At 59.9% G+C, this 12,496-nt stretch carries 12 protein-coding genes; 2 read left to right on the top strand and 10 right to left on the bottom strand.

Features of this window, described 5'->3' with window-relative positions; genetic code table 11:
* Positions 1–46 precede the first annotated feature (46 nt).
* Entirely contained in the window at positions 47–286 is a 240-nt protein-coding gene (locus RYA97_RS25525; RefSeq protein ID WP_316893318.1) for a hypothetical protein, read from the bottom strand.
* Positions 287–527: 241 nt separating this feature from the next.
* On the opposite strand from RYA97_RS25525, the gene RYA97_RS25520 reads away from it, so the two are divergent.
* Positions 528–1,856, top strand: a complete 1,329-nt coding sequence (locus RYA97_RS25520) for an MFS transporter (RefSeq protein WP_016981977.1) — start codon at positions 528–530, stop codon at positions 1,854–1,856.
* A 769-nt stretch (positions 1,857–2,625) separates the two neighbouring features.
* On the opposite strand, the gene RYA97_RS25515 is transcribed toward RYA97_RS25520, so the two are convergent.
* The gene (locus RYA97_RS25515) at positions 2,626–3,513 is read right to left on the bottom strand and encodes a DMT family transporter (protein WP_016982058.1); all 888 of its coding nucleotides are present in this window, start codon (positions 3,511–3,513) and stop codon (positions 2,626–2,628) included.
* Positions 3,514–3,773: 260 nt separating this feature from the next.
* Between RYA97_RS25515 and RYA97_RS25510 the strand changes: the two genes are divergently transcribed.
* Positions 3,774–5,030: an OprD family porin gene (locus RYA97_RS25510; protein ID WP_005746789.1), complete on the top strand. Its 1,257-nt coding sequence runs from the start codon at positions 3,774–3,776 to the stop codon at positions 5,028–5,030.
* 252 nt (positions 5,031–5,282) lie between these two features.
* Here the strand turns inward: RYA97_RS25510 and pcaC are convergent, their stop codons facing one another.
* The 8 genes from pcaC to RYA97_RS25470 all read right to left on the bottom strand — a co-directional run bounded on the left by pcaC (position 5,283) and on the right by RYA97_RS25470 (position 12,311).
* On the bottom strand, positions 5,283–5,681 hold the full coding sequence (gene pcaC / locus RYA97_RS25505; protein ID WP_004665142.1) for a 4-carboxymuconolactone decarboxylase: 399 nt from the start codon (positions 5,679–5,681) through the stop codon (positions 5,283–5,285).
* Entirely contained in the window at positions 5,678–7,039 is a 1,362-nt protein-coding gene (locus tag RYA97_RS25500; RefSeq protein WP_016982057.1) for a 3-carboxy-cis,cis-muconate cycloisomerase, read from the bottom strand. Before RYA97_RS25500 ends, pcaC begins: the two co-directional genes overlap by 4 nt.
* A 24-nt stretch (positions 7,040–7,063) precedes the next feature.
* Positions 7,064–8,413: an MFS transporter gene (locus RYA97_RS25495; protein WP_005779820.1), complete on the bottom strand. Its 1,350-nt coding sequence runs from the start codon at positions 8,411–8,413 to the stop codon at positions 7,064–7,066.
* An 86-nt stretch (positions 8,414–8,499) separates the two neighbouring features.
* Complete coding sequence (gene pcaG / locus RYA97_RS25490) at positions 8,500–9,102, bottom strand: protocatechuate 3,4-dioxygenase subunit alpha (RefSeq protein ID WP_005779821.1); 603 nt, start codon at positions 9,100–9,102, stop codon at positions 8,500–8,502.
* 11 nt (positions 9,103–9,113) lie between these two features.
* Complete coding sequence (gene pcaH, locus RYA97_RS25485; protein WP_002553121.1) at positions 9,114–9,833, bottom strand: protocatechuate 3,4-dioxygenase subunit beta; 720 nt, start codon at positions 9,831–9,833, stop codon at positions 9,114–9,116.
* A 125-nt stretch (positions 9,834–9,958) separates the two neighbouring features.
* A complete protein-coding gene (gene pcaQ, locus RYA97_RS25480; protein WP_005753503.1) occupies positions 9,959–10,888 on the bottom strand; it encodes a pca operon transcription factor PcaQ in 930 nt (309 codons plus the stop codon).
* Between the two features lie 52 nt (positions 10,889–10,940).
* Positions 10,941–11,183 (bottom strand): glutaredoxin family protein, encoded by a 243-nt coding sequence (locus RYA97_RS25475; RefSeq protein WP_005732565.1) that lies wholly within the window; start codon positions 11,181–11,183, stop codon positions 10,941–10,943.
* A 57-nt stretch (positions 11,184–11,240) separates the two neighbouring features.
* Positions 11,241–12,311 (bottom strand): acyltransferase family protein, encoded by a 1,071-nt coding sequence (locus RYA97_RS25470; RefSeq protein ID WP_002553119.1) that lies wholly within the window; start codon positions 12,309–12,311, stop codon positions 11,241–11,243.
* Positions 12,312–12,496 lie beyond the last annotated feature (185 nt).

Below are 12,496 nucleotides of genomic sequence, written 5' to 3'. Positions count from 1 at the left end.
TACTACAGCAACATAAAGTGTACGAACCGGTTAGTTTTACGTTCGATTATCGAACAAAAGCCGTTTTACTCAATTGACGCTGTATCGCGCAATGCTCAACATCAGCATCAGCATCAGCATCAGCATCAGCATCACATTGCAGGGTAGACCCGCAGTCAAACGTTTTGATCTTTTGCTTCATCAGCAGCAACCCATAACAATTCAAAAAACAGGAACATTGCTCATGTGCACCCTTCTCGCTTTGCTCGCCCGCTCGCCCGTCCGTCTCACCAGACGTCAGGTTCAACGAACTCGTCCGGCCAAAAGCCCCGCGCGGATCTGCGTCGCCTGAAACATTCCAACACACTTGCGCGGCCCAACCTGTAAATTGTCGGCCCGACGGATCGTCTCGATGAAAGCCTGAGTCAACAGGCCAGTCGAATCACGGTTCTACGACTTCACTTTACCTGCACAACGCCTGCATCGAGTGGACTTCTCAGTCCGACTGTTGCCAGCAGCACAGTCCTGGAACGGATGGTTAGAACATCATGCTTAACACCCAGACCAACCCTGTCGCCCAGGCCGCCCGTGCCGGGATGGGCGAAAAGATTCGCGGCGCACTCGCCGTGGGCAAGACGCGCTGGGGCATGCTCGCCCTGGTGTTCTTCGCCACCACGCTGAACTACATCGACCGAGCGGCGCTTGGCGTCATGCAGCCCATCCTCGCCAAGGAAATGAGCTGGACGGCGATGGACTACGCCAACATCAACTTCTGGTTTCAGGTCGGTTACGCGGTGGGCTTCGTGCTGCAAGGCCGCTTTATCGACAAGGTCGGCGTCAAGCGCGCGTTCTTCCTCGCGGTGCTGCTGTGGAGCCTGGCGACCGGCGCTCATGGCCTTGCAACTTCCGCTGTGGGCTTCATGGTCTGCCGGTTCATTCTCGGCCTGACCGAGGCGGCCAACTACCCGGCCTGTGTAAAGACCACGCGTCTGTGGTTCCCGGCAGGTGAACGTGCCGTGGCGACTGGTATTTTCAACGCTGGCACCAACGTCGGCGCAATGCTGACCCCGGCGCTGCTGCCGCTGATCCTTACCGTCTGGGGCTGGCAGGCGGCCTTTATAGCGATGGGTTCGCTGGGGCTGATCTGGGTCATCATGTGGCGCCTGAAGTACTACAACCCCGAAGAGCATCCGACCGTCAGCAAGGCCGAGCTGGATTATATTAATCAGGAAGTCGAACCTGCGCCGGTCAAGGTGCCCTTCACCGGCATTCTGAAGATGCGCGGCACGTGGGCGTTCGCGCTGGCTTACGCGATTACTGCGCCGGTGTTCTGGTTCTACCTGTACTGGTTGCCGCCGTTTCTCAATCAGCAATACAACCTGGGTATCAGCGTGACGCAGATGGGCATCCCGCTGATCCTGATCTGGCTGACCGCTGACTTCGGCAGCGTGGGTGGCGGCATTCTGTCCTCCTGGCTGATCGGGCGCGGCATGCGTGCGACCACTGCGCGTCTGCTGTCGATGCTGATCTTTGCCATCACTATCTGCAGCGTGGTATTCGCCGCCAACGCCAGCGGCCTGTGGGTGGCGGTACTGGCCATCTCGCTTGCGGTGGGTGCGCATCAGGCCTGGACCGCAAACATCTGGAGCCTGGTGATGGACTACACGCCCAAGCACATGATGAGTACGGTGTTCGGCTTCGGCGGCATGTGTGCGGCCATTGGCGGTATGTTCATGACCCAGATTGTGGGTGCGGTGCTGACCGCCACCAATAATAACTACAACGTGCTGTTCACCATGATCCCGGCGATGTACTTCATCGCGTTGATCTGGCTGTACTTCATGGCCCCGCGCAAGGTTCCGACGCTCAGCGAGTAATCGTCTGACACCATCACAAAGGCCCGGCTCACTCAGTGACCGGGCCTTTTTGCTATCGTCCCCACGCTTTGCGCAGAGTGACGAAAAGTGCTCTCCCGGACGCCTCTCGTTCCTCACTCCGCGTGGGAATGCAGTTCTTGACGCTCCGCGTCACAAAGCGGTTCTGTGGTTTCAGGTGGATTGAGGTTCGACTCAGGTCACCTTTGTTATCCCGGACGCCTCTCGTTCCTCACGCTCCGCGTGGGAATGCAGTTCGTGACGCTCCGCGTCACACAGCGGTTCTGCGATGTCAGGTGAACTGGTGTTCGACTCAGGTCACCTTTGTTATCCCAGACGCCGCTCGTTCCTCACGCTCCGCGTGGGAATGCAGTTCTTGACGCTCCGCGTCACAAAGCGGTTCTGTGGTTTCAGGTGGATTGAGGTTCGACTCAGGTCACCTTTTCGCCCCTCGGCGACTCACTTTGAGGGACCAAAGTGAGCAAAGTCCTTCGCTCCTGTTTCCGGCCCGACTTCGTCGGGTTCCTTCGCCCTGTCACTGATCCGGGGGCCGCCGCAACGGGCCATCCTTGGCCCGGTGCGGCTTGCTCGGCGTCCTGCCTCGCATCCCCCGGATCAGTGCCAGGACTCAGCCGTCACTAACGTCGCACTCTGCGTCGTCAGTGCTACCGTGATCGAAAAGCACGTATGGCGGCCTCCTGCGGGCGCAGCATGACGTTGTGCTGAACTGAAAACTTGTGATGCAGGGCATCCCAAGCTCCAGCACCAGATGCTACCCACCCTTGCGCCGCTGTTGCCAAGCCGCCGCCAGGCCGCTGAGGCAGATGATGGCGATACCGGCCTGTGCGGTCGGTGATGGCATGTGGTCGAACACCACGAAACCCAGCAGCCCGGCAAACACAATCTGGCAATAGCTGAACGGTGCGAGCATTGCCGGGGGGGCGAAGCGGAAGGCCTGGGTCAGCAGCAAGTGAGCCGACATACCACATGCCCCCAGCGCCAGCAGAAACGGCAGATCTTTAAGCGCAGGCACTTCCCAGAAGAACGGCACCAGCGCGCTCATCAACAGGGTATTGAACAGCCCGGCAAAAAAGTTGCTGGTGGTCGGGCTGTCAAACGGGCTGACCAGCCGCGTCAGGAGTTGATACAACGCAAAACACAAGGCTGACGACAGCGGCAGCAGAATCGCCGGGGTAAACAGCTCGCCCCCCGGATGAATGATGATCATCACCCCGATAAACCCGACAACCACCGCAACCCATTGCCCGCGCGTCACACGCTCATGCAACAGCGGCACCGACAGTGCCGTGACCAGCAACGGCGCAAGAAAGTTGACCGCGGTCGCCTCTGCCTGCGGAATGAACATCAGGCTGCTGGTAAACAGCAGACTGGTGCCCAACAGCGCCAGCGCACGCAATGCCTGCAAGCCGGGACGCTTGGTACGCAGCACGCGCAACCCCGCCGATGGCATGAAGATGCAGGCCATGAGCAGCGTGTGCACCACGTAGCGCGCCCAGACCACCAGAATGATCGGATAGAAGCCGGACAGGTACTTGGAGAGTGTGTCGTGACTGGCGAACAGAAAAGTCGCCAGAAGAATGAAACCAATCCCTTTCAGTGGTTGGTTGACGCCGGACAAAGGCGTGCTGGCAGTGCTCATCGCGCTTCCTTGTTCAAGTTTCAGCAGCCGGACGCCGTGGCCGAAAACGCCAGAGCACGCCGCCTATGTTTACAGACCCGTATTTACAGACCAGTGAGCATCGCACACACGTTTGCAACGCCCTCCACAAAATGTTCGAACCGGTTCATTAACGTTCGATTATCGCCCGAAACAGTTATTTCACAATTGCACGGCACCTTCCGGCCTTTCACTATCGTAGCCAGCTACACGACTCAATAACTACAAAAAAGGTCTGTTCCATGCGCGCCAATTCCTCCTGCAAACTCCTTTGCGGTCTGTCTGCGGCCATTGCTGCAAACCTGACACCCATCAGCGGCAATGCTGCCGGGTTCGTCGAAGACGCCAAGGTCAATCTGAACCTACGCAACTTCTATATCAACCGCAACTTCGTCGACCCGGCCAATGCGCAGAACTACGCCGAGGAGTGGACGCAGAACTTCATCCTCGATGCCCGCTCCGGCTTCACCCAAGGCACCGTTGGCTTTGGTGTGGATGCGCTGGGCCTTTACTCGCTCAAGCTAGACGGCGGCAAGGGAACGGGCGGCACACAATTGCTGCCGATCCACAGCGATGGACGCCCGGCCGACGACTTCGGGCGACTGGCCGTGGCGGGCAAGGCGCGCTTCTCGAAGACCGAATTGAAGGTCGGCGAGTGGATGCCCGTGTTGCCGATCCTGCGCTCCGATGACGGCCGCTCGCTGCCGCAAACCTTTCAGGGCGGGCAAATCACTTCCAAAGAGATCGACGGGCTGACCCTGTACGGCGGCCAGTTCCGCGGCAACAGCCCGCGCAACGACGCCAGCATGGAAGACATGTCCTTGAACGGCCGCTCAGCGTTCACCTCAGACCGTTTCAACTTCGGCGGCGGCGAGTACGTGTTCAACGAAAAGCGCACCCAGGTCGGCGTGTGGTACGCCGAGCTTGAAGACATCTACCACCAGCAATATTTCAACCTGCTGCACAGCCAGCCGTTGGGCAGCTGGACGCTGGGTGCCAACCTTGGCTACTTCCAGGGCAAAGACGACGGTCAGTCGCTGGCCGGCGAGCTGGACAACAAGACCTGGTCAGCGCTGCTTTCGGCGCGGCACGGCGGCAACACCTTTTATGTGGGCCTGCAGAAAGTCAGCGGCGACAGCGCCTGGATGCGCGTCAACGGTACCAGTGGCGGGACGTTGGCCAACGACAGTTACAACTCCAGCTTCGACAACGCCAGGGAGAAATCCTGGCAGTTGCGTCACGACTATGACTTCGCAGCCCTGGGCGTGCCCGGCCTGACCCTGATGAACCGCTACATCAGCGGCGACAACGTGCATACCGGCACCATCACCGACGGCGAAGAGTGGGCACGGGAAACCGAGCTGGCGTACGTGTTCCAGAGCGGCGCGTTCAAAAGCCTGTCGCTCAAATGGCGCAACTCCACCATGCGGCGTGACTACAACACCAACCAGTTCGACGAAAACCGTCTGATTGTCAGCTACCCGCTGTCGCTGCTCTAAAAACGAAAACGCCGCCACGGTTGATCACTCATCGTTATACAGAAATCTAACTGACTATCGTGCCGACGCTCCGCGTCGGCATGCAGTTCTGGACGCTCTGCGTCCTCTTTGTGACGCTACGCGCCACGCGCTGGTTCTGCGAGTCAGTGAGATTGAGGCCCGACTTCGTGATAAAACAGCGCTTTCATTTATGGGCAGTGAACGCGGGTAAGGCATGACATTTCGCTGCAGTACTCCTTGTTATGCGACTTTTCAATCCTCCTTCAACGACTCCACACCCATTTCATCCCATACCGCTTCGGCCAGGTGGAACGTCGCATTGGCCGCCGGAATGCCGCAGTAGATAGCGCTCTGCATCAGCACTTCCTTGATTTCCTCACGGGTCACGCCATTGTTTTTCGCGGCCTTCAGGTGCAGGCGCAATTCGCCCTCGCGATTCATGCCGATCAGCATCGCAATGGTGATCAGGCTGCGCGTGTGGCGCGGCAAGCCTGGACGTGTCCAGATATCACCCCAGGCGTGACGGGTAATCATCTCCTGGAATTCTTCATTGAACGGCGTCAATTTGCTCAGACTGTTATCGACATGCGTATCGCCCAGCACTGCACGGCGCACCTGCATGCCAGCTTCGTAACGTTCGTCTTCGGTCATCGGGAAATCCTTGTGTGTTCAGCCACGGCACGCTCGACCCATTGTCGGGCATGGCCAAGGTAATGGGCCGGATCAAGCAGACGATCCAGCTCGTCGGAAGAAAACTGCTCACTGACTTGCGGGGTTTCGCCAAGCACCTGACGCAAATGCGCGCCCTGCTCTACCGCACGACGGCAGCACTGTTCTACCAGATGGTGGGCAGCATCGCGGCCGATGCGCTGAGCCAGCGCAATGCTCACTGCCTCGGCGAGCACCAGCCCTTTGGTGGATTGCAGATTGCTCGCCATACGCTCGGCATCGACCTGCAGACCGGGTAGCACCTGCAACGCTTGCTGCAGCGAACCGGAAACCAGACAGCACAGCTCCGGCAAAGTCTCCCACTCGGCATGCCACAGGCCCAGACTGCGCTCGTGCTCCTGCGGCATGGCGGCCAGCATCGTGGCGACCAGCCCCGGTGCGCGGGTGGCGGTGCTGATCATGACCGCAGCACCGACCGGGTTGCGTTTGTGCGGCATTGTCGAAGACCCGCCCTTGCCCGGTGCCGAGGGCTCGAAGACCTCGCCCACTTCGGTCTGCATCAGCAGGCTCACGTCGCGCCCCAGTTTGCCGAGGCTGCCGGCGATCAGGCCCAGCAGACCGGCAAACTCCACAAGTCGGTCGCGCTGGGTGTGCCAGGGCTGCTCGGGCAACGCCAGTTGCAATTCACCGGCCAGCGCTTCGGCTACCGAAAAGGCCTGGTCGCCCAGCGCCGCGAGGCTGCCGGAAGCACCGCCGAATTGCAGGCACAACAGGCGCGGTTTGATCTCGTTCAAGCGCTGTCGATGGCGAGTCACCGCGCCCAGCCAGCCAGCGATTTTCATCCCCAGAGTGACCGGCGTGGCCTGCTGCAGCCAGGTGCGTCCAGCCAGCGGCGTGCCAGCATGACGCTGTGCCTGCTCAGCCATCGCATCGGCCAGTAGGGTGAGATCACGCTCAAGCAGCACGATCGCTCGACGCAGTTGCAGAATCAGCCCGCTGTCCATTACATCCTGGCTGGTTGCGCCCATATGCACATAGCGCTCGGCCTCAGCACTGCGCGCGGCTATCTGTTTGCCCAGCGCCTTGACCAGCGGAATCGCCGAATTGCCGGCACTGCCGATGGCAATTGCCAGCGCGTCGAAATCGAACAGCCGTGCGTCGCAGCTCAGCTCGATGTCGGCGACCACCTCCGGCGGGATCAGGCCGACGCGTGCCTGTGCCCGAGCCAGCGCAGCCTCGAAATCGAGCATGCCCTGTACCCGGCCTTCATCCGAAAAGATCTCGCGCATTTCGGGTTGCATGAAGTAGGCATCGAAAAGTTGATTGCTCACTCTGTTCACATCACCACTCCAGATTGAAAGGTTTCAGGTAGCGTCCGAATGACTGACCCAGCCCTTGATCAGCACCGCTATCGCGGCCAGGGCAGCCGGGACCACCAGCGCCGTCAGCACCTGTTCGAAGCTCCAGCCCAGGCCCAGCAGTGTGGCACCGGCCCAGGCGCCGAGAATCGCGCCGAAGCGGCCGATCCCGAGCATCCACGACACGCCAGTGGCACGCCCCTGAGTGGGGTAGAAACGCGCTGCCAGTGAAGGCATTGCCGACTGTGCGCCGTTGATGCACATACCGGCCAGCAGCACCAGCGTGGCCAACAAGGCGACATTGCCCAGACTCTGCCCGACCAGCCAGGCGAACACACCCGCCAGCGCATAGGCCAGACCAATGACCTTATGCGGATTGTAACGATCCATTGCCCAGCCGACCCCCACTGCACTCAGCACCCCGCCGAACTGGAACAGCGCACCGATGAACGCCGATTGCTCCATGCTCGCGCCACTGTCGCGCATCAACGTCGGCAGCCAGCTGGTCAACAGGTAGACGATAACCAGACCCATGAAATACGTCAGCCACAGCAACAGCGTGCCAGCGCTGTATGTACCGGAGAAAATCACTTTCAGCACGTTGCGGCTACTGACCGTTTTCTGCTCGGGAACGCTGAAATCGGTGATGCCAGCCAACGCCTTCGGCGCAATCGGTGCCAGCACTTTGCGAATACGCTCCGCACCGCGATTGCGCACCACCAGAAACCGCGCTGATTCCGGCAGCCAGACCATCAGTACCACCGCCAGTATCAACGGCAGAATACCGCCCAGCATCAGCAGGCTGTGCCAGCCCATGCTCGGGATCAGTTTGGCCGACACAAACCCACCACAGGCCATGCCCAGATTGAAACCACAGAACATGCTGGTCACCAGCAGCGACTTGAGCCGCTCGGGCGTGTATTCCGACAACAACGTGGTGGCATTGGGCATCGCTGCACCGAGCCCCAGCCCGGTCAGAAGGCGTAATACCAGCAGTTGATCAATGTTGCTGCTGTAGGCAGACGCCAGGCTGAACAGACCGAACAGGAACACCGCGACCACCAGCACCACCTTGCGCCCGAACCGGTCGGCCAGCGGGCCGGAACCCAGCGCGCCGAACACCATGCCGATCAGCGCAGCGCTCATCACCGGGCCCAGGCTGGCCCGGTCGATGCCCCAGTCCTGGCTGAGCGCTGGTGCAATGAAGCCCATTGCGGCGGTATCTAGGCCATCGAGAAACACGATCAGAAAACACAGCGCAACCACCCGCCACTGATACCCGGACAGCGGTTGCGCATTGATGAAGGCCTGAACGTCGAGCGTACCCGGCACAGGCTGGCTGGCGGAAAGCGTCATGGAGATGTCCTTTTATTTTTATAAGGTCGCCTGCCGATGCAGGCGCCGGGAACGCACGCACACTGATACGCAAATCGACAACCGATTCAGAAATCGAAAAACACCGTTTCGCCTTCACCCTGCACGCGGATATCAAAACGATAGGCCGTTTGCCCATCATGCGTGCAGCGGCGCGCGACCAGCGTTTCGCGACGCGGCGGCTGCTCGATCAGATTGAGCACCGGGTCCTGAGCATTGGCCTGCGCTTCGTCGTCGAAATACAGCCGCGTCTGCAGATGAATATTGATACCACGGGCAAACAGCGAAACGTTGATGTGCGCAGCCATCGGCACCCCGGCCGCATTATGTGCCGAGCCTGGCTTGATGGTCTTCAGAATCCATTGGCCGTCGTCAGTGGTCGCCGTGCGGCCGAAGCCGTTGAACGGCCGCTCCGGGTCGAATTCGCTGTGATACGCGCCTTGATGGTCGGCCTGCCAGAATTCCAGATACGCATCGCGGATCAGATGACCGTTGCCGTCGAAGACGTTGCCCAGCAACACGATATGCTCGCCGGGCGCCTCGGGCCTGGCCATCTCGTTCCAGATTTCCAGTTCGCGGGTCGGGTTGCCGGCCACCTGTGGTGCAAGACCGATGTGCACGTACGGGCCAGCGGTTTGCGAAGGGGTTTCCTGCAGTAATTGAACGGGCATGTCGGGCCTCCTCAGCAGTTTTCGAAGTGTGTCTTGCGCTGGCCGCGCAACACGATGTCAAAGCGGTACGCCAGGCAATCCATTGGATTACCCATCCCCAGATCGAGCCTGGCAATAAGGCTCTGCACGGCGTCCGGGTTGGCGATGGCCTTGACAATCGGGCAGATAGGAATCAACGGATCGCCTTCGAAATACAGCTGGGTGACCAGGCGGGTGGCAATCGACGGGCCGCTGATCGACACATGAATATGCGCCGGACGCCAGTCGTTAGGGCCGTTGCGCCACGGGTAAGGGCCTGGCTTGACGGTGCGGAAGCTGTAATTGCCTTCGCTGTCGGTCAGCGCTCGCCCTACACCGCCAAAGTTGGGGTCGATGGGTGCCAGATAGGCATCGCGTTTGTGGCGATAACGCCCGCCGGCATTGGCTTGCCAGATCTCCACCAAGGTATGCGGAATCGGCTTGCCGTACTGATCACAGACCCGGCCGGCCAGCAGGATGCGCTCACCGATGGGCAGCCCGCCGTTGTTGAAGTTGAGCAGCAGATCGTTGTCGTGCTGACCAAACTTCAAATGCGAGAAATCCGGGCCCGTGGTTTCGGAAATGGATTGCGGGATACTGACCAGCGCCTGACGCGGCGAGCGCAGGATCGAGGTCTTGTAATCAGGTGTCAGGGCTTTGGGGTGCCAGTTTCGGTCACGAATGACGAAGCGGCTATTGTCCGCGGCAGACATGGCGTTCTCCTTGTTTTTCTTATGGGCGCAGGCGTCGATCACTTGCGCTACAGGCTGCGGCGAAGTGTCGCGTGATCCATGCTTATAGAGAATTGAAATAAAACCGGTTATCCATAACCAAATGGTTATGCATACTGCGCTTTGCGGTAGGTCTCTCCAACGCCTCGCAGTTCATCCACACACCATTGCGCCGCACGTGTCAGCGGCAGGGCCGGGTTGCTGCACAGGCCGACTGATCCGCCCGGCTCGCGAATGCCCATGTCCAGCTCCACCAGCGTGCCGCCTTTCAACTCCAGCGACACCGCATCCAGTGGCGCGATCCACACCGCATCGCTGCACTGCACATAGCGGCGGCTGAGGGTGAGTGACAGGGTTTCAAGGCGCTGACGCGGCATGCGGATACCGCACTGTACGAAAAGACTGTCGGCAAACTTGCGGATGGTGGTGCCAGCCAGCGGCAACACCAGCGGGAACTGCTCCAGACTTTCAGGCTTGAGCGGCGCCGTCAGTAACGGGTGATCGTTGCGCACCACCAGCGTCATCGACTCGTTGTACAGATGCTCGAACGTCAGCCCCTGAATCTGCGGGCTGTCAGTCATGCGCCCGACCACGAGGTCCAGCTCCCCTACCCTCAGTTGCGACAGCAGGTAGGCACTGGGGCCGGTCATCACGCTGACGATCAACGCGGGGTGGCGCTCGTGCAGACGATGGACCACCTCCGGAACCAACAGGCTTTCAGCCGTGGACAGCACGCCCAACCGTGCGGTAACAGTTTCATGTTCACCCGAGCGCAGGCTACTGACACCTTCACGCAGGGCCTGGACGCTCGGCCCGGCGAAACGCATGAATGCCACCCCCGCCTCGGTCAGCGCCGCACCGCTCTTGCTGCGCACAAACAAGGTGGTGGCCAGCAGTGTTTCCAGCTCCTTGAGACTTTTCGACAGCGCGGGCTGACTGATTGCCAGTACATCGGAGGCACGCGCCAGGCTGCCCTGCCGAGCCACCTCGAGAAAGCACACCAGATGGCGAAATTTGATGCGGGTATCAATATTCAATGCGCGTCGGGTCCGGGGGATAAAGAAGAATGCAGCTCTGCGACAATGCCGCTCAACGACTCAAAAACGAAGCTACCTGAGGCGCGTCAAATGGCCAGTCCAGCTCATCCCCGGTGTCGACTCGACGCAACACAGGGACGCGCAACTCGTAACGCTCGAACAGTTGTTCATCCTCGCAGATGTCGACCAGCTCAACCAGTAGGCCGTGCTCGATGGCGAACGGCAGTAAAACCGCTTCGGCAACCTCGCACAGCGGGCAGCCCAGGGTACTGAACAGCTGGCATTCGGGCGGCATGAATCGATCCTCGGCAAATCCTCTACAACCGAAAATCATTCTAGGCGCACCCCGCGATCACGTCGACACCCGGAAATGCGTCTTGCTGAACGCGTTGGCGCGGTCCAGTACAGGTTTCTCGAAACAACGGTAACCGACCCAGCCGTAACACACCGTTGCCGCCATCATCAGCAGCGCGAAAAACAGGTTGTCCAGATAGCTTTCGGGCCAGGCACCGACCAGGCTCCACACCCGCCCGATCACCCCCAACACCAGCAGATGAGACAGATAGATCGTGTAGGACATGTCGCCCACAGCGACCAAAAACCCTGGCACAGCCAGTTGTCGACGTCGTTCGAGCAGGGCAAGGGTCAGTACCAGCAGGCCGAAAGTACCGCCGACCATGAGCATGCGCAGCAAGCCCTGACTGTCGTATAACCGGAAGTAACCGATCAGGGGCACGCCCAGCAGCAGCGCACCTCCCAGCGAGGCAAGGACGGCAGCGGTCGGCACGCGCGCGCTGTGCCGACCATAAAAGAACAACGCCAGCGCTGCGCCGAGAATGAATTCAAGGGCGTAGGGATGCAGGATGATCTTCAGTGCGGGCGAATAGTCCTGCCAGTCGGCCAGCACGTTGAACACGATGATGATCAGCGCCCAGCCGCCGAGCAGAAGCGGCACGCTGCGTTCACGAAACAACAGAAAGCCGGAGTACACGACGTAGAACCACAGTTCGAACAGCAGCGACCAGGCCACCATCACCAGCAGCACTTTATCGTTGGGCAGCAGCAGGAACGACATAATCAAGTTGGACGCCCCATGCCCGCTGTTGACCATGCCCGGCTGCACCAGGTACACCGCCAGCGTAATGAAAAAGTACAGCCAGTACGTGGGGTAGATCCGCGACACCCTGTTGAACAGAAAGCGCCGGGCCTCGACCCCGCTCTGGAAACGGCCACGACTGACGATCACCATCACGAAACCGCTGATGACAAAGAACAGATCGACACCCAACTGAAAAAAATCGAGCATCGGCGGCAGAAGGATATCGCCACCGGAAAACTTGCTCTCTACCGACATCATGTGAAACAACACCACACCCAGGACAGCTATGCCCCTGAGCCCCTGCAGGGAATACAGCCGCTCCATGCCTCTCTCCATTCAGCTCTCATATCGCGCGCCATGTACGTGATCACGCGTGTGGAGCATAGCCAATGGCCAGAAATACGGAACCCCAATCTTCAACACGTCGCGGTTTTTCCTGACAGATACTTTTGGAGTAAGGTGCAGCGGCAGCACGCAGCCTGATCGAACACCAGACGGCAATCGAAGTG

Origin of the sequence: Pseudomonas syringae group sp. 26L6, assembly GCF_032587815.1 — a bacterium.
GTDB classification, from domain to species: Bacteria; Pseudomonadota; Gammaproteobacteria; order Pseudomonadales; family Pseudomonadaceae; genus Aquipseudomonas; species Aquipseudomonas amygdali.
This window is presented reverse-complemented; position numbering and strand designations above follow the sequence as displayed.

Coding starts and splice junctions, on each gene's coding strand:
- RYA97_RS25470 (WP_002553119.1), bottom strand. CDS start 12,311: ATGGAGCGGCTGTATTCCCTGCAGGGGCTCAGGGGCATAGCTGTCCTG.
- RYA97_RS25520 (WP_016981977.1), top strand. CDS start 528: ATGCTTAACACCCAGACCAACCCTGTCGCCCAGGCCGCCCGTGCCGGG.
- RYA97_RS25515 (WP_016982058.1), bottom strand. CDS start 3,513: ATGAGCACTGCCAGCACGCCTTTGTCCGGCGTCAACCAACCACTGAAA.
- pcaH (WP_002553121.1), bottom strand. CDS start 9,833: ATGTCTGCCGCGGACAATAGCCGCTTCGTCATTCGTGACCGAAACTGG.
- pcaG (WP_005779821.1), bottom strand. CDS start 9,102: ATGCCCGTTCAATTACTGCAGGAAACCCCTTCGCAAACCGCTGGCCCG.
- RYA97_RS25510 (WP_005746789.1), top strand. CDS start 3,774: ATGCGCGCCAATTCCTCCTGCAAACTCCTTTGCGGTCTGTCTGCGGCC.
- RYA97_RS25495 (WP_005779820.1), bottom strand. CDS start 8,413: ATGACGCTTTCCGCCAGCCAGCCTGTGCCGGGTACGCTCGACGTTCAG.
- RYA97_RS25475 (WP_005732565.1), bottom strand. CDS start 11,183: ATGCCGCCCGAATGCCAGCTGTTCAGTACCCTGGGCTGCCCGCTGTGC.
- pcaC (WP_004665142.1), bottom strand. CDS start 5,681: ATGACCGAAGACGAACGTTACGAAGCTGGCATGCAGGTGCGCCGTGCA.